The organism is Janthinobacterium sp. SUN026 (assembly GCF_030397625.1).
In the GTDB taxonomy this organism is placed as follows: Bacteria; Pseudomonadota; Gammaproteobacteria; order Burkholderiales; family Burkholderiaceae_D; genus Janthinobacterium; species Janthinobacterium kumbetense.
Genome location: NZ_JAPQNU010000001.1, coordinates 1,151,081 through 1,169,681, shown reverse-complemented (window position 1 = coordinate 1,169,681; position 18,601 = coordinate 1,151,081). Strand labels below are relative to the sequence as shown.

General features: G+C 63.3%; 17 protein-coding genes. 9 read left to right on the top strand and 8 right to left on the bottom strand.

Annotated features, from left to right (window positions below):
* Positions 1–19: 19 nt before the first annotated feature.
* The gene (locus OX459_RS05315; RefSeq protein WP_289904108.1) at positions 20–436 is read left to right on the top strand and encodes a hypothetical protein; all 417 of its coding nucleotides are present in this window, start codon (positions 20–22) and stop codon (positions 434–436) included.
* Between the two features lie 4 nt (positions 437–440).
* Complete coding sequence (locus OX459_RS05310) at positions 441–1,226, top strand: DUF2145 domain-containing protein (protein WP_289904107.1); 786 nt, start codon at positions 441–443, stop codon at positions 1,224–1,226.
* On the opposite strand, the gene OX459_RS05305 is transcribed toward OX459_RS05310, so the two are convergent.
* The 6 genes from OX459_RS05305 to OX459_RS05280 form a co-directional block, all read right to left on the bottom strand.
* Entirely contained in the window at positions 1,223–2,269 is a 1,047-nt protein-coding gene (locus tag OX459_RS05305; protein ID WP_289904106.1) for an AbrB family transcriptional regulator, read from the bottom strand. The two genes, OX459_RS05310 and OX459_RS05305, sit on opposite strands and share 4 nt — an antisense overlap.
* A gap of 2 nt (positions 2,270–2,271) precedes the next feature.
* Positions 2,272–3,345 carry an ABC transporter ATP-binding protein gene (locus OX459_RS05300; protein WP_289904105.1) on the bottom strand — a complete coding sequence of 358 codons (1,074 nt, stop codon included), beginning with the start codon at positions 3,343–3,345 and terminating at the stop codon, positions 2,272–2,274.
* Between the two features lie 20 nt (positions 3,346–3,365).
* Positions 3,366–5,156 (bottom strand): iron ABC transporter permease, encoded by a 1,791-nt coding sequence (locus OX459_RS05295; RefSeq protein ID WP_070219148.1) that lies wholly within the window; start codon positions 5,154–5,156, stop codon positions 3,366–3,368.
* 69 nt (positions 5,157–5,225) lie between these two features.
* On the bottom strand, positions 5,226–6,323 hold the full coding sequence (locus tag OX459_RS05290) for an ABC transporter substrate-binding protein (protein WP_099667024.1): 1,098 nt from the start codon (positions 6,321–6,323) through the stop codon (positions 5,226–5,228).
* A gap of 48 nt (positions 6,324–6,371) precedes the next feature.
* Positions 6,372–7,352: a tripartite tricarboxylate transporter substrate-binding protein gene (locus OX459_RS05285; protein WP_289904104.1), complete on the bottom strand. Its 981-nt coding sequence runs from the start codon at positions 7,350–7,352 to the stop codon at positions 6,372–6,374.
* A gap of 3 nt (positions 7,353–7,355) precedes the next feature.
* Positions 7,356–8,417, bottom strand: coding sequence for a porin (locus OX459_RS05280; protein ID WP_099667023.1), 1,062 nt, complete (start codon positions 8,415–8,417; stop codon positions 7,356–7,358).
* Positions 8,418–8,631: 214 nt separating this feature from the next.
* Here OX459_RS05280 and OX459_RS05275 point away from each other — a divergent pair, with 214 nt between their 5' ends.
* The 4 genes from OX459_RS05275 to OX459_RS05260 all read left to right on the top strand — a co-directional run bounded on the left by OX459_RS05275 (position 8,632) and on the right by OX459_RS05260 (position 12,077).
* On the top strand, positions 8,632–9,354 hold the full coding sequence (locus tag OX459_RS05275; RefSeq protein ID WP_251350454.1) for a response regulator: 723 nt from the start codon (positions 8,632–8,634) through the stop codon (positions 9,352–9,354).
* A 2-nt stretch (positions 9,355–9,356) separates the two neighbouring features.
* Positions 9,357–10,856: a sensor histidine kinase gene (locus OX459_RS05270; RefSeq protein WP_289904103.1), complete on the top strand. Its 1,500-nt coding sequence runs from the start codon at positions 9,357–9,359 to the stop codon at positions 10,854–10,856.
* A 168-nt stretch (positions 10,857–11,024) separates the two neighbouring features.
* Positions 11,025–11,567 (top strand): outer membrane beta-barrel protein, encoded by a 543-nt coding sequence (locus OX459_RS05265; RefSeq protein ID WP_099667021.1) that lies wholly within the window; start codon positions 11,025–11,027, stop codon positions 11,565–11,567.
* 144 nt (positions 11,568–11,711) lie between these two features.
* Positions 11,712–12,077 carry a ribonuclease E inhibitor RraB gene (locus OX459_RS05260; RefSeq protein WP_289904101.1) on the top strand — a complete coding sequence of 122 codons (366 nt, stop codon included), beginning with the start codon at positions 11,712–11,714 and terminating at the stop codon, positions 12,075–12,077.
* A gap of 63 nt (positions 12,078–12,140) precedes the next feature.
* Here the strand turns inward: OX459_RS05260 and OX459_RS05255 are convergent, their stop codons facing one another.
* On the bottom strand, positions 12,141–13,463 hold the full coding sequence (locus tag OX459_RS05255) for a homoserine dehydrogenase (RefSeq protein ID WP_251350452.1): 1,323 nt from the start codon (positions 13,461–13,463) through the stop codon (positions 12,141–12,143).
* A gap of 74 nt (positions 13,464–13,537) precedes the next feature.
* The gene (locus tag OX459_RS05250) at positions 13,538–14,767 is read right to left on the bottom strand and encodes a pyridoxal phosphate-dependent aminotransferase (protein ID WP_099667018.1); all 1,230 of its coding nucleotides are present in this window, start codon (positions 14,765–14,767) and stop codon (positions 13,538–13,540) included.
* A gap of 424 nt (positions 14,768–15,191) precedes the next feature.
* On the opposite strand from OX459_RS05250, the gene OX459_RS05245 reads away from it, so the two are divergent.
* From OX459_RS05245 to OX459_RS05235, 3 genes are all read left to right on the top strand, one after another.
* Complete coding sequence (locus OX459_RS05245; RefSeq protein ID WP_070260554.1) at positions 15,192–15,584, top strand: Mth938-like domain-containing protein; 393 nt, start codon at positions 15,192–15,194, stop codon at positions 15,582–15,584.
* A complete protein-coding gene (locus OX459_RS05240) occupies positions 15,581–17,254 on the top strand; it encodes a glycosyltransferase family 39 protein (RefSeq protein WP_289904100.1) in 1,674 nt (557 codons plus the stop codon). The genes OX459_RS05245 and OX459_RS05240 overlap by 4 nt, the downstream gene beginning before the upstream one ends.
* 205 nt (positions 17,255–17,459) lie before the next feature.
* The gene (locus OX459_RS05235) at positions 17,460–18,596 is read left to right on the top strand and encodes a DegT/DnrJ/EryC1/StrS aminotransferase family protein (RefSeq protein WP_289904099.1); all 1,137 of its coding nucleotides are present in this window, start codon (positions 17,460–17,462) and stop codon (positions 18,594–18,596) included.
* Positions 18,597–18,601: the final 5 nt, after the last annotated feature.

The following is an 18,601-nucleotide window of genomic DNA, read 5'->3' as shown; positions in this document are numbered from 1 at the left end:
AATGAAGAACGGAAATCCCATGAAACATCTGCTCGCCACCGCCCTGCTGTGCGCCGCCACCATGGCGCCGCTGGCCCAGGCCGCCAATTCCGACACCACCAACGCGTCCGACAACGCCAGCATGGCGTCGGCCATCGTGCTCGTCGGCTCCATGTCGGTGCTGGCCGCCGCCGGTGAAATCGTCATCGACAAGGTGGAAGACGTGGCCGACGGCAGCGTCCTCGTGCTGAAGAGCGCAGCCAAGGGGGCGTCCTCCGCCGCCACGGCTTCCGTCAAGCTGAGCCAGAAAGCCATGCAAGGCCTGTCGCTGGCGGCCGGCACGGTCGTCAACGTGGTGGCCGTCTCCACGGGCCACATGCTGGTGCTGTCGGGCAAGGCCATCGCCTATGTGCCGGATGCGGCCGGCAATGCCATCCTCCACCATTCGAAAGCGTGAACCCATGAAACGCCTGACTGTCATGATCATCAGCCTGGCCCTGGCCGGCGCCGCCCATGCGGGACGCTCGTGCGAGGAAAAGCAAACGGATGCGACCACCCTCGTCAAATCGATGGACCTGGCGCAAAAGACCCTGCAGGCGCTCGATGGTTCGGGCGCGCAAGTGGCGCTGGTGGCGCGCGCCGGGCAAGACCTGTCGAAGTACAATTTGCGCTATTCGCACATGGCGCTGGCCTGGCGCGACCACCCGAAGGGCCGCTGGCTGGTGGTGCATGAACTCAATGAATGCGGCACGGCGCAATCGTCGCTGTACAACGAAGGCTTGGGCAATTTCTTCATGGATGACGTGTTCATGTATGAAACCCTGATCCTGATTCCCGGCCAGGATACGCAGCAGCAACTGGTGCGACTGCTGACGTCGAACACGCCCAAGCGCCTGCATGAGGCACACTACAACATGCTGGCCTATCCGTTTTCCACCAAGTACCAGAACTCGAACCAGTGGGTGCTGGAAACCCTGGCCGCCGCCAGCAATGAGCCGGGCAAGATCGAAACGCGCGCCGAAGCGCAAAGCTGGCTGCGCAGCGCCAGCTACGCGCCGCAAACGCTCAGTATACCGGCCGCCACGCGCCTGGGCGCGCGCATGTTCCGCGCCAATATCGCTTTCGACGATCACCCGTTCGAGCGCCGCATGACGCGCCAGATCGACGTCGTCACGGTGGACTCCATCGTGCGCTTCATGCGCCAGCGCGAACCGCAGGTGCAGGAAATCGTCGTACGGGGAAATTAAGGGCGCGGCAGCAGGCGAAACAGCGGTCCGATCAGCAATACCAGCACTACCATGCGCGCCACGTGGAAAGCCGTGACGATGGGGACGCCCAGATGCAGGGCCTTGGCCGTCAGCGACATTTCCGCGATGCCGCCGGGCGAGGTGGCCAGGATGGCCGTGCCGGGATGGATGCCCAGCCAGTGCGACAGGCCCAGTCCGAAGGCGGCCGCCAGCAGCAGCATCAGGAAACTGCACAGAGCCACGCCGGCCAGGTAGCGGGGAGCAGCATGCAGGAAGGCGGGAGTGAAGCGCGTGCCCAGGGCGATGCCGATGAACAGCTGGCCCGCGCGTATCATCCATTCGGGCAGGCGCGACAGATGGATGCCGCAGGCCGTCAGCAGCAGCGCGGCCAGCAGCGGGCCGATGACCCACGCGTTGGGCAGCCGGCCCCGTTTTAATGCGAGGGCCGCCAGCACCGTGATGCCGACCAGCAGCGCCAGCCCGCCATAGTCGACCAGCGCGGCGCCCAGCACGAAAGTCTCATGCCCTTCTGCCAGGCCATGGCTGCCCCAGTAGCGCACGCCGAACGGAATCGTCGCCACCACCAGCATCATGCGCAGGCTGTGCGCGGCGGCCACCTTGCCCACGTCGGCGCCATGGCGCTCGCTCTGCACCGCCATCTCGGATGCGCCACCCACCGCCATGGCAAAGAAGGCGGTGGCATGGTCGACGCCGGAGAGGCGACGCAGCAGCATGGCGCCGGACGCGCCCAGCGCCAGCGCGAACAGCACGGCGCCGGCGATCCATGGCGTATAGACGGTGAGCACGGCCAGCACGGGCGCCGTGAAATACAGACCCAAGGCCGTGCCGATGGCCCACTGTCCCGCTTCCCGCACGCGCACGGGACAGGCCAGTTCGCGCCCTGCCAGGCGCAGCGCGGCCGTGGCAAACAGGGGGCCGATCATCCACGGCAGCGGCGTGTGCAGCCACAGGCAGATGGCGGCACCCGCCAGCCCGGCGGCCAGCGCCGCGCCGACTGCGCGCCAGCGCGGCCACCACGGCACCGTTAAAACACCCAGAGCTTATCGGCCGGCATGTGCAGCCAGTACTTGCCCGCCTCGAGCTTGTGGCGCGAATACGCGCGCAAGCTGATGTTCTCGGCGCCCCCACGTTCGAACAGGCATTCCCAGCGGTCGCCCAGGTACATGCACGTCAGCAGCGGCAGCTCGATGGCGTTCTCCACCTGCGTGGCGCTGATCTTCACTTCCTCGACGCGGATCATGGTCGTCACTTCCGTGCCCGCGTTGGCGCCGCGCGCCACGCCCTGCATGGAGGCGCCGTCGACCAGCAGGCGCACCTGCTTGCCGTCGCGCTGCACCACCTTGCCGGGCAGACGATTGTTACTGCCCATGAATTCGGCCGTGAACAGGGTGTCCGGCGTTTCATACATGCTTTGCGGCGTGCCCTGCTGCTCGATCTTGCCGTTATTGAGCAGCAAGATACGGTCGGAAATGGCCATCGCCTCGCCCTGGTCATGCGTCACCATCAAGGCCGACAGGCCCAGACGCACGATCAGTTCGCGCAGGAAGGCGCGCGCTTCCTCGCGCAGCTTGGCGTCCAGGTTCGACAGCGGTTCGTCGAGCAGGATCACGGGCGGGTTGTACACCAGCGCGCGGGCGATCGCCACGCGCTGCTGCTGGCCGCCGGACAGCTGATGCGGATAGCGCTCGCCCAGGTGTCCGAGTCCCAGCTGCGTCAGCACTTCCTTGATGCGCGCGGCGATTTCCGTGCTGCCCATCTTGCGCAATTTGAGGCCGTAGGCGACGTTGTCGAACACGGTCTTGTGCGGCCACAGCGCGTACGACTGGAACACCAGTCCCAGGTTGCGATGCTCGGCCGGCATCTCGAAATGCTTCGCGCCGTCGAAGACATTGCGCTCGCCGATCTGGATGGTGCCCGCCTTCGGGCTTTCCAGCCCGGCGACGGCGCGCAGCAAGGTGGTCTTGCCGCTGCCCGAAGGCCCCAGCAGGGCGACCACTTCGCCTTTTTGCAGGTGCATCGAGACACCTTTCAGGATCTGGTTGGCGGCAGCGCCGGTGCCGTAGTCCAGGTACAGCTCATTGACGGTCAATTCATTCATGATGTGGTCTCAGTCTCTAATTAGTTATGTAACTTCACGCCAAAGCGCAGCGCGATGCCCAGGCCGATGGCCACCAGGGTGATATTGATGAAGGACAGCGCCGCCACCAGGTCGGTCGAGCCGCCCGCCCACAGCGACACCAGCATGGCGCCGATCACTTCCGTGCCCGGCGAGAGCAGGTACACGCCCGTCGAATATTCGCGCTCGAAAATCAGGAACACCATCAGCCAGGCGCCCAGCAAGCCGTACTTGATCAGCGGCAGGGTCACGTCGCGCGTCACCTGGCCACGGCTGGCGCCGACGGCGCGCGCCGCCTCTTCCAGCTCCGGCCCCACCTGCAGCAGCGCCGTCGAAATGAGGCGCATGCCGTAGGCCATCCACACCACCGAATACGCGAGCCACAGGGCGAAGATCGTCGAGCGCACTTCGCGCAGCACGGGGATTACATGGCCGCTGAGCCACAGGGCCACGCCGTTGTCCATGCCTTTCAATATGCCGTCGAGCCAGGCCGGCACGAACAGGAACACCCACAGGAACGACAGGCCGGCCAAGAGGCCCGGCACGGCGCGCGGCACTAGCACGCTGTAATCGAGCAGGCGCGTGATGCCGTCCTGCTTGCGGTGCATGGCCAGCGCGATGAAGCTGTAGCAGCCCACGGCCAGCGCGCCGCCGACGACGCCGATCAGGATGGTGTTGACGATGCCGCGCACCAGCGAAGGCTGGTCAAAAATGTCGCGGAAATGCTGCAACGTCAGCACGTCGGCCAGGTGCACGCCTTCGCCCCAGTACTGCACGAAGGAGCGCAGCACGATGCCCGTCAACGGCAGGATGATGGTGAAGATCAGCCAGCCGGCCAGCAAGGCAAACGCCAGCCACTTCCAGCGGCCCAGCGGCATGGCCTTGCTGCGCGCGCCCTTGCCCTTGATCGACACGTATTTGTTGGCGGATTTGAGCAGCCAGCGCTGTATCATCACCAGCGGCATGGTCACCATCACCAGGCAGACGGCGACGGCGGCCATCAGGTGGTACGACGGCGTGCCCAGTTTGTTCGTCAGCTTGTACAGATAGGTCGGCAGCACCAGGTGGCCTTCCGGATCGCCGAGCACCAGCACCAGGCCGAACACTTCGAAGCCGAGGAAGAACACCAACACGCCCGCATACGCCAGCGCAGGCATGATCATCGGCAGCGACACATTGAGCATCACCTGGATCGGCGAAGCGCCGGCCACGCGGGCCGCTTCTTCCACGTCCGAGCCCAGGCTTTTCAGGGCCGACGAGGCATACAGGTAGACGTGCGGCACGTGCGTCAGGCCGGCGATGATGACGATGCTGGTGAAGGAATAGATATTCCAGGGCACGAAGCCCAGCAACTCCTTGGCCCAGATCGAATAGAAGCCCACGGGTCCCATCGAGACGACGTAGCCAAAGCCCATCACCATCGGCGAGACAAAGATCGGCACCAGCAGCATGGGCGCCACCCAGCCGCGGCCCGGCAAATCCGTGCGCACCATCAGGAAGGCCAGCATGCCGCCCAGCGGCACGGCGATGACGGTCAGGCCGAAGGCCAGCATCAGGCCATTCTTGAAGGCCATGGCGAAATCGGGATCATCGAAGATGAAACGGTAGGAATCAAAGCCGAATTCGCGCACCGGCATGAAGAAGGGCGCGTTCAAAAAGCTCTGGTAAAAAATCAGGAACAGCGGCAGGAAAATGGCGACCAGGGTAATCGCCACGACCACGCCGCGCGGCCAGTTCAGGCGCGACAAGGGAGAGCGCGACCGTGCAGGCAGCGGCAAGATAGCAGTTTGCATGATGAATCCAATGAATGAAGGGTGCGGCATCCGTCCGCGGGCACGCGCCTGCGGACGGCCAGGACGGCGTTATTTCTTGCCGGCTGTTTCTTTCCATTGCTTCAGGAAGGCCATGCGCTTGGCTGGCCCCAGGAATTGCAGGATGATCGGATGCACGGGAATCGGCTTGACGTTGGCCGTGCCGATTTCCTTGATCAGCTCCGCCGAGGTGGTCTCGCCCGTGACGTCGGCGCGGATGGCGAACAGCTTGGCGCCGTTGGCGATGATGGTCTGGCCGCGGTGCGACAGGATGTAATCGAGCCACAGCTTGCTGGCGTTGACGTTCTTCGCGTTCTTGTTGATGAACTGTACGCGCGACAGGATCAGGGTGTAATCCTTAGGCAGCACCACACCGATCGACGGGTCGGTCTTGGCGCGCACCAGCGCGTAGGAACCCAGCACGTTGTAGCCGATCAGGTTTTCACCCGACGAGATACGCTCCATCATGGTGCCCGTCGACGACTGCACGCGCACCTTGGCCGTGCCGAACGCGTTTTGCAGCGCCAGGAATTGCGGATATTCCTTCGCGTCCTGCGCCATGAACATGAAGCCCACGCCCGATTTTTCGATGTCGTAGGTGGTGACCTTGTCCTTGAACTTCGGCGTGGCGATCAGCTTGACGAAGTCATCGTGGTTCTTCGGCACTTCCTTCGGGTCGAGCAAACGCTTGTTATAGACGATGGCGGCCGGCTCGAACGTGGTGCCGTATGCCTGGTCGTCCCACATGGCCCAGCCGGGGATCTTGGCCGCTTCGACCGACTTGTATTTCAGGGCGTAGCCATCCGAGGCCAGGCGCATCTGCAAGTCCATCGCCGAAGACCACATCACGTCGGCCGTGTTGCCGCCGGCGGCCACTTCGGAAATGAAGCGGTTATACACTTCGGTGGAATTCATGTCGTTGTATTCGACCGAGATGCCGGGATACAGGGCGCTGAAGTCCTTGATCAGCGGCGCAGCGGCCTTGCTGTCGGTGGCGCTGTAGATCACCACCTTGCCTTCCTTCTTGGCCGCGTCGATGATCTTCTGGTAGTCGGCCGGATAACCTGCCGGCACCTGGGCGAAAGCGGCGCCGGCCAGGCTGGCAAACGCGGTGGCAAGGGCGGCTTGAAGCAGGGTCTTGGTTTGCATGGGGTTGTCTCCGTCTATGAATAGGTTTTTTATTTAATGGGATGTCGATCAGCGCATCAGGCCAAGCTCATTTGCCTGCCTGGCATACTCGTCGACCGCCTTCCTGACATACGCCGTCAGCTTCGGCCCCGTCAGGGCGAATGGATACAGGCCGGCCTGCGCGCGCCATTCCGCGAACTGCGGCGTGGCCATGACGCGGTCAAAGGTGGCCACCCAGCGCTGGTAGTCCGCCTCCGGCACCTGGGGCCCCATCCACACGCCGCGGATAATCGGCCAGACCACGTCGACGCCTTGCTCGCGCGCCGTCGGCACGCCTGCCAGCACGCCCGGCAGGCGCTTCTCCGCCAGCACCGCCAGCACGCGCGCGTGGTTGGCGCTGGCGTTCAGGGTGGCTTCGGACGTGTCGCCCGAGACCACCTGCACATAATCGGCCTGCATCGCCGTAAACACTTCGCCGCCGCCTTCGAGCGCGACAAAACGCAGCACTTTCGGATCGATGCCGGCCTGGCGCGCCACCAGCGCCATCTTCAGCCAGTCCTGGCTGCCGATGGTGCCGGAGACGCCGATCAGCACCTTGTCCGGATGCTGCCGCAATGCCGCAATCAGGTCGCCCAGCGTCTTGTAGGGCGAATCGCTGCGCACGGCGATCATGCCGTAGTCGGCGCCCAGCGCCGCCACCCAGCGCACGTCGCCCGCCTTGGCATTGCCGAACTTGCCCTGCGCCAGATTGAGCAGCGAACCGCCCGAGAAGGCCACCAGGGTGTTCGGCTCCGCGCGGCGGCGCTGCGAACCCATCGAGTGCCAGGCCACGGCGCCGATGCCGCCGGGCAGATAACTGATGCGCATCGGCGCCATGGCGGCTGCCGCGCCCTCCTGCGCCAGGCCTTTTTTCGCCAGCTTGCAGGTCAGGTCCATGGCGCCGCCCGGCTTGGACGGCACCACGCACTCGGCCGGCGCCGACGCCTGCGCCGCCGCGAGGGCGGGCAGCAGGCACAGCAAGGACAGGAACAGGGAGCGCAGCATCGTCATGCCTTAGAAGCGGTGCTGGATGCCGGCGATCAGGCCGCGCTGCGTGTCGCCGAAACCGGCATCGTCACGCGACAAGCTGACCAACTGGTTGTGCTTGGCCTTGGCGTAGGCGCCGGCCACGTACAGGTCGGTGCGCTTGGACAGGGCATAGCGCACGCGCGCCACGTACATGATCGGATCGGCATTGAGGTTGGCGGCCACGTTTTTCACGTCCTGGTAGTAGATCACGCCCGTCAGGGTGATCACCGGCGTGGTCTTGTAGCTGACGCCGCCCCAGTACAGGGTGCCGCGTACGTCGGCCTTGCCGGAGGCAGCCGGATCGAGCTTGTAGTCGCGCGCCGCCGCCTGCACTTTCCACGGGCCGTCGTCATACATGGCGCCCAGGTGGTACACGGTGGTCTTGTCGCGCGCGCCGCCGGCGATGGCATTGCCGTTCACCTGCTCATACGTGGCCAGCAGGCTGACAGGACCGGTCTTGTAGGTGACGGCCGTGGACAGCTTGGCGCTGTCCGAGTTGCCCGTCGACTGCTCGCCGAAGCCGTACGATGCGCCGTAGCTGAAGTCGCCCGTCTTGCCCGAGTACTTGACCATGTTGTCGAAGGCCGTCGTCATGCCGTATTTGCTCGGGCCCGTCGCATTGGCCGAAGTGGCCCACGAATAGAACGGCGCATAGGCCATCGGATCGAACGGCAGCACGAAGTCATACACGGTGGTGAACGAACGGCCCAGCACGACGCGGCCAAACGCGCCTTCCAGGCCCACATTGGCCTGGCGCTTGAACAGCGCGCCGTCGGCCGCGCCCGTGTCGACAAGGATGCCGCCTTCCAGATTGAAGACAGCTTTCAGGCCGCCGCCCAGGTCTTCGCTGCCCAGGATGCCCCAGCGCGAGGTGTTCATGCCGCCCGAGCTCACTTGCGTCATCGAGCTTTTGTTCGGACCGGCGTTGCTGGTGGTGCTGACGCCGGCGTCCAGGCGGCCGTACAGCGTGACGTTCGATTGTGCCTGGGCGCTGCCAGCGGCGGCCAGGACAGCCAAAGCGGCCAGCGAGTATGCGGTCTTCTTCATGTAGAGTATCTCCCTTAGATATAGTTATTAGTGATATGCCTGATCAATTTCATGAATCAGGATCACACTATATGAGCGCGATCCTTTCAATTCGCTTTCAGACTGACAGGTGTCGCCAGCCAGCCACAAAGGGGACAAACATATTCATTGCCGCCCCTGTCGGCGCGGCGCCGGCAGGCTTACACTGCATCCATTTCAACGAATGGCGGAGACCATGCGCATATTATTAGTGGAAGACCATCTGGAGCTGTCGCACTGGCTGGCAAAGGCCCTGCGCGACGCGCACCTGACGGTGGAGACCGCCCACAACGGCGCCGATGCCGACGCCCTGCTGCACACGCAGGAATACTCGCTGGTGCTGCTCGACCTGACCCTGCCGAAGATGGACGGCCTGGACGTGCTGCGCCGCCTGCGCGCGCGCGGCGGCACGCGCGGCAAGACTCCCGTCATGATACTCACGGCGCGCGGCGGCCTGGATGAAAAAGTGCAGGGCCTGAACCTGGGCGCCGACGACTACATGGCCAAGCCGTTCGAACTGGCCGAACTGGAAGCGCGCGTGAAAGCCCTGCTGCGCCGCAGCCAGGGCAACGAAGCCCTCGTGCATGCGTGCGGCGCCCTCAGTTTCGACACCGTCACGCGCATGTTCAGCTATGCCGGCGCCCCGTTTCCCCTGACGCCGCGCGAACATGCCGTGCTCGAAGCGCTGATCACGCGCTCGGGACGCGCCGTGTCGAAGGAAAAACTCTTCGACGAAGTCTTTGCGCTGGCCGACGACGCCAACCTGGACGCCATCGAACTGTATATCCACCGCGTGCGCAAGAAGCTGGAAAGCGGCGTGGAAAGCGGCTCGCCCGACGGCGCCGTCATCACCACCCTGCGCGGCATCGGCTACCTGCTGCAGCCGCGCAGCGCCATGGCGCCGGCCGCGCCGAAATGACGGTGCGCGCCCCACGCCCGCCCCTGCTCGAACGCCTGCGCCGGCGCTGGGCGCAGGGCCGGCCGCTGGGCAGCCTGCGCAGCCAGCTGCTGCGCTGGCTGCTCATCCCCCTGGTGATGCTGGTGCTGCTCGATGCCGTCTTTGTCTACCGCAACGCGCTCGACGCGGCCGACATGGCCTACGACCGCTCCTTGCTGGCGTCGACGCGGGCGCTGGCCGAGCGCGTCTCCATCGTGGGCGGCAAAGTGGTGGCCGAAGTACCCTACGTGGCGCTCGACAGCTTCGAGACCGACACCCTGGGCCGCATCTACTACAAGGTGACGGGCATCAATGGCGAACTGGTGTCGGGCTATGGCGACTTGCCGCCCGTGCCGAAAAACGTGCCCCGCTCGCAGAATTATCCTGCCCTGGTGCGCTTCTACCACGCCGACTACCACGGCAAGCCGATCCGCATCGCCGCCCTGCTGCAACCCGTGTACGACGACTCGATGCGCGGCATCGCCCTGATCCAGGTGGCCGAAACGCTGGACGCGCGGCGCGGCCTGTCGAACCAGATCCTGTTCGATACCCTGAGCTGGCAGGCGGCGATGATACTGGTGATGGGCGCCCTCGTGTGGTTTGCCGTGCGCCTGGTGCTGCGCCCGCTGATGCGCTTGAAAACGGAAGTCGAGACGCGCACCCTGTCCGACCTGTCCGACGTCGACCCCACGCTGGTGCACAAGGAAATGCGCCCTCTGGTGAGCGCCATGAACGGCTCCATGTCGCGCCTGCAGCAGCTGATCGCCAGCCAGCGCCGCTTCATCGCCGACGCCTCGCACCAGTTGCGCACGCCGCTGACAGTGCTGAAAACCCAGGCCGAACTGGCCATGCGCGAGTGCGACCGCCAGGCGGGCGCGCCGCCGGACATCGCCGCCTTGCGCGACATCGTGCGCTCGATCGCCGCCACCACCGATTCGACCGTGCTGCTGGCCAACCGGCTCCTGACCCTGGCGCGCATCGAGCATGGCGGCGACAGCCTGGCGATGGACACCGTCCCCTTGCGAGACGTGGCGCAGCAGGTGGGACTGGAAATGGCCATGGCCGCCGTCGGCAGGCATATCGACCTGTCGCTGGAAGCGCCCGACGAAGCGCCCGTGCATGGCCAGGCCCTGCTGCTGCATGAACTGGTGGCCAACCTGGTCGACAACGCCCTGCGCTACACGCCGCAGGGCGGCAGCGTGATCCTGCGCGTGCGCGCGGCGCAAACGGAGAACGACCACAAACACGGCGCCGTGCTGGAGGTGGAAGACAGCGGCAAGGGCATCCCGCCGGCCGAGCGCGAACGCGTATTCACGCCGTTCTACCGCGTCGGCACGGCGCTCGAGAGCAATCCTGGCGGCGCGGGGCTAGGTTTAGCCATCGTGCGCGACATCGCCGCCCTGCACGGCGCGCGCCTGGAACTGGCGACGGCGGAAAATGGCCACGGATTGAAAGTCAGCGTGCATTTCGGCGTGGCCGCATGATGGCCTGCATAGATAGTCATTCGACACGAATCGTTGCCCAAAAACAACACGTAGTTTATTTCTAATATTTTTTAAATAATTGCCTTACATAAACATATTCATCCCTATACAATTCGGCTCCCATTAAGCGGCGAGACAGTCTCTCCGCATTAATTACCTAGGATCAATATGAAAAAGCAATTGTTTGCAGCAGTCGTAGGCGCCGCCCTGGCATTCCCATTGTTCGCCCAGGCTGAAGGCTACTACGTCGGCGCCAACGTCGGCCGTTCGGAAATGAAACTGTCCATCGATGAAGCAGGTTCGTCCAAAAAGAGCGATACCGGCTACAAAGCCTACGCCGGCTACGACTTCACGCAAAACTTCGGCGCGGAAGCCGGCTACATCGACTTCGGCAAGCGGACTTTCGACATCGACGGCGAAAAACTGGACGTGAAAAACCACGCATTCTACGTCGCCGCCACCGGCACCCTGCCGCTGAACGAACAGTTCTCGTTGTTCGCCAAGGCTGGCGCCGCGCAAAACCGCACCAAGCCAGCCGATGACAAATCGATCAACAAAACCTCCGCCATCTTCGGCATCGGCGCTGCTTACCACTTCGACAAAAAACTGTCGCTGGTAGCGGAATACGAAAACTTCGGCAAGGTAGCGAGCGAAGACGGCGCCAAGCTGAAAGCCGACCTGCTGTCGATCGGCCTGCGCTACAAGTTCTGATTCACGCTTGCGTGAATGAATGTCCAGCCGATTTCATGGCGGATAAGAAAAACCGGCTGCACAGCCGGTTTTTTTATGGGCGCATGGCGCACCACGGGCGCCGATGTTAAGATCTCGCCCTGAAATTGACTGAAAGATTCCGCCATGATGACCAAAGAAGACGTAAGCGAACTGTTCGCCAACATCGCCGAGAACGCGCCCTGGGACCTGTCCCAGCCGCTGCTGTGGGGCTATTACTTCACCAACCCAACTTCCGAGCCGCTGGAGCAGGCCGCCACCGTGCTGGCGCTGCAGGGCTACCGCCCGGTGGAACTGTACCAGCCGGAACTCGACGATCCGGCGGCACCGCCCGTGTGGGTGCTGCACGTGGAAAAGGCCGAAGTGCATGGCGTCGACAGCCTGCACGCGCGCAATGGCGAACTGATGGCGTTTGCCCAGGAAAACCAGCTGGCCAGCTATGACGGCATGGATGTGGGGCCCGTCGGCGCGCCCGACGTGCAGCAGCATTAAGACAGTCATCGGATGAAAAAACGGCGCCCGCGGGCGCCGTTTTGCATGAATCGCTAAAAACGCTCAGCTGAGGTTTTCCAGGCGAATCTTGGTGACCGTGCCCACCACGCTATTTAACGCCTCCATCTTCTCGATGGCGGCCGTGACGTTCTTTTCCTGCGTCTGGTGCGTCAGCATGATGATGTCCGTATGCGTTTCGCCTTCGGCCGGCTCTTTTTGCAGCATGGCGTCGATCGAGATGCTGCGTTCGGCCAGGATGCGCGTCAGGTCGGCCAGTACGCCCGGCTGGTCGGCCACGTGCATGCGCAGGTAGTAGCTGGTGGTGATTTCCGACATCGGCAGGATGGCGATGTCGGTCATCGCGTTCGGCTGGAACGCCAGGTGCGGCACGCGGTGTTCCGGGTCGGCCGTGGCCAGGCGGGTAATGTCGACCAGGTCAGCGATCACCGACGAAGCGGTCGGCTCGGCGCCCGCGCCGCGGCCCGAGTACAGGCTGGCGCCGACGGCGTCGCCATGCACCAGCACCGCGTTCATGGCGCCTTCCACATTGGCGATCAGGCGCTTGGCCGGGATCAGGGTCGGATGCACGCGCAGCTCGATGCCTTCCACGCCATTGACGGTGGCGCGCTTGGTGATGCCCAGCAGCTTGATGCGGTAGCCCAGTTGCTCGGCGTAGCGGATGTCGACGGCATTGAGGTTGCTGATGCCTTCCACGTAGGCCTTGTCGAACTGCACCGGGATGCCGAAGGCGATGGCCGACATGATGGTGGCCTTGTGCGCGGCGTCGACGCCTTCGATGTCGAAGGTGGGGTCGGCTTCCGCGTAGCCCAGTTCCTGCGCCTGTTTCAGCACGGTGGCGAAATCGAGGCCCTTGTCGCGCATCTCGGACAGGATGAAATTGGTGGTGCCGTTGATGATGCCGGCGATCCATTCGATGCGGTTGGCCGTCAAGCCTTCGCGCAGCGCCTTGATGATGGGGATGCCGCCGGCGACGGCCGCTTCGAAGGCCACCATCACGCCCTTGTCCTGGGCGGCGGCGAAGATTTCATTGCCGTGCACGGCCAGCAGGGCCTTGTTGGCCGTGACCACGTGCTTGCCGTTGGCAATCGCCTGCATCACCAGGGTTTTCGACAGGTCGTAGCCGCCGATCAGTTCGACGACGATGTCGATCTCGGGATCGTTGACGATCAGGTAAGGGTCATTGACGACCTTGCAGCCGCCGGCGACCAGCGCTTCGGCGCGCGCCACGTCGCGCACGGCGACGGCGACGACTTCAATGCCGCGGCCCGCGCGGCGCTTGATTTCTTCCTGGTTGCGTTTCAGGACGCTGAACGTGCCGTAACCGACATTGCCCAGGCCCAGCAGGCCGATCTTGATGGATTTCATAGTTGTGCTTGACTGCTCATAAGTGGCGCCCCCCTTGGGCGGCGCCAGGTTGATCGGTATTGCTACTGTCTGGCTCAGCCCCGGCTATGGCGCTTGCGGTAACCTTCGAGGAAGCGCGCAATGCGGCCCATGGCCTCGGTCAGGTCATCGGAGTTGGGCAGGAAGACGACGCGGAAATGGTCCGGCGCGATCCAGTTGAAGCCCGTGCCCTGCACAATCAGGACCTTCGCTTCGGCCAGTAATTCATAAGCAAACTGCTGGTCGTCGGCGATCGGGTAGATCTCCGGGTCCAGGCGCGGGAACATGTACAGCGCGGCCTTCGGCTTGACACAGGTGACGCCCGGAATATCGGTCAGCAGCTTGTGCGCCAGGTCGCGCTGTTTCAACAGGCGCCCGCCGGGCCCCACCAGGTCTTGTATGCTCTGGTAGCCGCCTAACGCCGTCTGGATGGCAAACTGCCCCGGCGCGTTGGCGCATAGCCGCATCGAGGCCAGCATGTTGAGGCCTTCGATGTAATCTTTTGCGTGGCGCTTTTCGCCCGAGACCACCATCCAGCCGGAACGGTAGCCGCAAGAGCGGTAATTCTTCGACAAGCCGTTCATGGTGATGAACAGCACGTCGTCGGCCAGCGAGGCGATCGACACGTGCTCGGCTTCGTCGTACAGCACCTTGTCGTAGATCTCGTCGGCGAAAATGATCAATTGGTGCTGGCGCGCCAGTTCGACGATCTGCAGCAGCACTTCCACCGGATACAGCGCGCCCGTGGGATTGTTCGGGTTGATGACGACGATAGCCTTGGTGTGCGGCGTGATCTTGCGGCGCATGTCCTCGATGTCGGGATACCACTCGTTCTGCTCGTCGCACACATAATGCACGGGATTGCCGCCCGACAGGCTGACGGCGGCCGTCCACAGCGGGTAATCGGGCGCCGGCACCAGCACTTCATCGCCGCTGTTGAGCAGGGCGTTCATCGACATGACGATCAGTTCGGAAGCGCCATTGCCCAAATAAATGTCATCGATGGTGACGCCGGCGATGTTCTTGCCCTGCGTATAGTGCATGACGGCCTTGCGCGGCGCGAACATGCCTTTCGAATCCGTATAGCCGGCGGCATTTTGCAGGTTGAGCATCATGTCGCGCACGATCTCGTCCGGCGGATCGAAGCCGAATACGGCAAGGTTGCCGATATTGAGCTTGGTGATCTTGTGGCCTTCTTCTTCCATTTGCCTGGATTTTTCCAGGACCGGGCCGCGGATGTCGTAGCAGACATCCGCCAATTTATTCGATTTCTGAATCGGTCGCAAAATAAATCCCTGTCGTGATGCGGCGCGGTAAGCAGAACTTGCAGCATGATAGCCGCGCCAGAACTATGAACCCGTGAAACTGCGATGCGAAAGACTGCAAGGCGAAAACAACCATTCTCGCCGAAAACAGGCCATTTTATCAAATTAAACATGGCCAACCCCAGCATTTGACGCCGATTCTGCCACGCCGGCGCCTCCGGACGGCAATCCGGCACGCGCCATCTTCATCTTCCCTTAATCTGGCAGCATTACCATGGCGCAAGCAGGCAGTCCCACTGTGGCGCCGAAGATTGCAATTTGGAAAGGATATTGCTTTTCAGTCGCTCTTTTCTGTCATTTATGGCATGCTTACGCCCTTGGCCGCGGCACGCAGTTTGGCCGCGCGCGCACCGATCAACCGACACGACCAGCCCCCGATATCGCCATGAAACTCCATGCCAGCAGCACCCAACAATACCAGACTGTCACCGGCTATGACGAAAACGGCGTGGAGATCAATGCCCAGCCCTACAACTATAGCCTGATCGTCATGCCGGAAATGCCCCCGCGGGCGTGGGAAGTGGACAGTTTCGAGCAATTGAACGAGGCGCATTTCGCGCAAATCCTGGCCGATGCGCCCGACGTGGTCATCCTCGGCACGGGCGAGCGCCAGCGCTTCGTGCATCCGAAGCTGACGGCCGCGCTGACCATGCGCCGCATCGGCGTCGAATGCATGGATAGCCAAGCTGCCTGCCGTACCTACAATATCCTCATGGGCGAAGGCCGCAAGGTCACGCTGGCACTGATCCTGGCCCCGGCCGCGGGCAAGGCCGCATGAAAATCAATGTCAACGAACTGCACTCGTCGCGGGTGCTGATGTGGTCCCTGCTGGGCATCTTCATCGTCGTCACCCTGTATGCGCTGGGCGTGCGCACCCTGGTACCGCCCGACGAGGGCCGCTACGCCGAGATGGCGCGCGAAATGTTCGTCACGGGCGACTGGATCACCACGCGCCTGAACGGCATCAAGTACTTTGAAAAGCCGCCGCTGCAAACCTGGATGAATGCGCTGACCTTCGCCGCCTTCGGCATGGGCGAATGGCAGGCGCGCCTGTGGACTGGCCTGTGCGGCATCATCGGCGTGTGCATGACGGCTTACGCGGGCAAGAAAGTGTTCGGCCCGCGCGTGGGCCTGTATGCGGGCCTGGTGCTGGCGTCGAGCCTGTTCTGGCTCGCTTCCGGCCAGATCAATTCGCTGGATATGGGCCTGTCGGGCATGATGACCCTCACCCTGGGCAGCCTGCTGATCGCCCAGCGCGACGACGCCACGGAGATCGAGCGGCGCAACTGGATGCTGGCCTGCTGGGCCGCCATGGCGCTGGCCGTGCTGGCCAAGGGCCTGATCGGCATCGTGCTGCCGGGCGCCGTGCTGGTGCTGTATTCGCTGTGTGCGCGCGACTGGCGCATCTGGACGCGGCTGCACCTGGTCAAGGGCTTGCTGCTGTTCTTTGCCATCGCCACGCCGTGGTTCGTGCTGGTCGCCCTGCGCAATCCGGAACAGCCGCATTTCTTCTTCATCCACGAGCATTTCCAGCGCTTCCTGATGAAGGGCCACAAGCGCGAAGGCGCCTGGTATTACTTCCTGGTGCTGCTCATTCCCGGTATCCTGCCATGGATAGGCGTGCTGCCGCAAAGCCTGGCCGCCGCCTTCAAGCGCCAGGAAGGCGCCTTCCAGCCTCGCTTGATGCTGCTCGTCTGGGCCGTCTTCATTTTCTTCTTCTTCAGCTATTCGACTTCGAAGCTGCCTGGCTACATCGTGCCCATCTTCCCGGCGCTGGCCCTGCTGGTGGCGCTGTACCTGGAATCGGCCTCGCGCCGCCAGCGCCTGTTCGCCGCCGGCCTGCTGTGCGTGCTGGGCGCGGCCATCCTGATCGGCGGACCGATCGCCTTCAGCAAGGCCAGCGCACGCGATGCGGAAGCCCTGGTCGCGCTGAAGGGCTACCAGCCATGGCTGATGGCGGCCGGCTTCTTCGCCCTGGCTGGCGGCGCCCTGGCCTTGCTGCATGCGCGCCAGTTGCGCCGGGACATGACGGTGCTGACCATCGCCGGCGCCGGTTTCCTGGCCACGCACTGCATCCTGGCCGGCTCCGAACTGTATGGCCAGAACCGCGCAGGCACCGACATGCTGCCGCAGATCCAGGCCGAACTGACAGCCGATACCAAGCTCTATTCGGTCGGCATCTACGAACAATCGCTGACGTATTACCTGCAGCGGCCCGTGATCCTCGTCGATTACTGGGATGAGTTTACGTTTGGCCTGAAACAGCAGCCCGAACTGTCCATCCCGAACATCGAGCCTTTCATCACGCAATGGACGAACGATGCCAATGCCGGCGTGCCCGACATGGCGATTATCAGCCTGAACCGTTACAAGGAATTGCAGGGTCGTGGCGTGCCCATGCGTGTGATTGCCGAAGATGCGCGCCGCATGGTCGTTGCCAACAAGTAAATATTTAAAGGGGCGTGAGGCAGCACGGATCGCGCCCCCGGCCAGCTTGCCCCGCCCCCGCATCAGCATGATTTTTCACCGCTGAAAGGCTGCGCCGCCATACTGACGATATAAAATAGCCATGCCTGCCGGCGCCTTTTGACGGCACTGGCAGCGTCGGCGATGCCGATACCCTGACACAATACAGATCCAAGAACTGCGCCCCATGACCTCTACCCTGCCCTTTTTGCCCTTTTCCAAACCCACCATCGATGAAGCGACCATCGCCGCCGTCGGCGAAGTGCTGCGCTCGGGCTGGATCACCAGCGGCCCGAAAGTGCAGGCTTTCGAAGCCCAGCTGTCCGAGTATTTTGGCGGGCGCCCCGTGCGCACCTTCAATTCGGGCACGTGCACCATGGAAATCGCGCTGCGCATCGCTGGCATAGGCCCCGGCGACGAAGTCATCACCACGCCCGTGTCGTGGGTCGCGACGGCCAACGTCATCATCGAAGTGGGTGCCACGCCCGTGTTCGCCGACATCGATCCCGTCACGCGCAATATCGACCTCGACAAACTGGAAGCGGCCATCACCCCGCGTACCAAGGCCATCATCCCCGTCTACCTGTCCGGCCTGCCCGTCGACATGGACCGCCTGTACGCGATTGCTGAAAAGTACAATTTAAGGGTCGTGGAAGACGCGGCGCAAGCGTTCGGCTCCACGTGGAAAGGCAAGCGCATCGGCGCGTTTGGCGACTTCGTCTCGTTCAGCTTCCAGGCCAACAAGAACATCACCACGGGCGAAGGCGGCTGCCTCGTCCTCAACAACATGGAAGAAGCCAAGCTGGCCGAAAAGTACCGGCTGCAGGGCGTGACGCGCAGCGGCGTCGACGGCATCGACGTCGATGTGCTGGGCGGCAAGTACAACATGAGCGACATCATGGCCGCCATCGGCCTGGGCCAGTTTGCCAATATCGACGCGATCACGGCCCACCGCCGCACGCTGGCACGCCACTATTTCGCGCAGTTCGGCAGCGATTTCGAAGCGCTGAGCGGCGCCCAGCTGCCCGTGCAGGACTTTGAAAACAGCAACTGGCATTTGTTCCAGATCATCCTGCCCGACAATGGACCCGGCACGCGTGCCGCCTTCATGCAGCAAATGGCGCAGCAAAACGTGGGAACGGGCTATCATTACGCACCGATCCACCTGTTTACCATGTACCGCGAACGCGGCTTTACCGAGGGCATGTTCCCCGTCTCGGAAAAGATCGGCCGCCTGACCGTGACCTTGCCGATGTTCTACGCCATGACGACACAGGACGTGGAACGCGCCGTCGCCACCGTCAAATCCATTCTCATCAAATGAGCAGC

Excerpts from the sequence above, each read along its gene's own strand:
- OX459_RS05255 (WP_251350452.1), bottom strand. The coding sequence starts at position 13,463 with ATGAAATCCATCAAGATCGGCCTGCTGGGCCTGGGCAATGTCGGTTAC.
- OX459_RS05295 (WP_070219148.1), bottom strand. The coding sequence starts at position 5,156 with ATGCAAACTGCTATCTTGCCGCTGCCTGCACGGTCGCGCTCTCCCTTG.
- OX459_RS05235 (WP_289904099.1), top strand. The coding sequence starts at position 17,460 with ATGACCTCTACCCTGCCCTTTTTGCCCTTTTCCAAACCCACCATCGAT.
- OX459_RS05245 (WP_070260554.1), top strand. The coding sequence starts at position 15,192 with ATGAAACTCCATGCCAGCAGCACCCAACAATACCAGACTGTCACCGGC.
- OX459_RS05240 (WP_289904100.1), top strand. The coding sequence starts at position 15,581 with ATGAAAATCAATGTCAACGAACTGCACTCGTCGCGGGTGCTGATGTGG.
- OX459_RS05275 (WP_251350454.1), top strand. The coding sequence starts at position 8,632 with ATGCGCATATTATTAGTGGAAGACCATCTGGAGCTGTCGCACTGGCTG.
- OX459_RS05300 (WP_289904105.1), bottom strand. The coding sequence starts at position 3,345 with ATGAATGAATTGACCGTCAATGAGCTGTACCTGGACTACGGCACCGGC.
- OX459_RS05260 (WP_289904101.1), top strand. The coding sequence starts at position 11,712 with ATGATGACCAAAGAAGACGTAAGCGAACTGTTCGCCAACATCGCCGAG.
- OX459_RS05280 (WP_099667023.1), bottom strand. The coding sequence starts at position 8,417 with ATGAAGAAGACCGCATACTCGCTGGCCGCTTTGGCTGTCCTGGCCGCC.
- OX459_RS05290 (WP_099667024.1), bottom strand. The coding sequence starts at position 6,323 with ATGCAAACCAAGACCCTGCTTCAAGCCGCCCTTGCCACCGCGTTTGCC.
- OX459_RS05265 (WP_099667021.1), top strand. The coding sequence starts at position 11,025 with ATGAAAAAGCAATTGTTTGCAGCAGTCGTAGGCGCCGCCCTGGCATTC.
- OX459_RS05310 (WP_289904107.1), top strand. The coding sequence starts at position 441 with ATGAAACGCCTGACTGTCATGATCATCAGCCTGGCCCTGGCCGGCGCC.
- OX459_RS05315 (WP_289904108.1), top strand. The coding sequence starts at position 20 with ATGAAACATCTGCTCGCCACCGCCCTGCTGTGCGCCGCCACCATGGCG.
- OX459_RS05285 (WP_289904104.1), bottom strand. The coding sequence starts at position 7,352 with ATGACGATGCTGCGCTCCCTGTTCCTGTCCTTGCTGTGCCTGCTGCCC.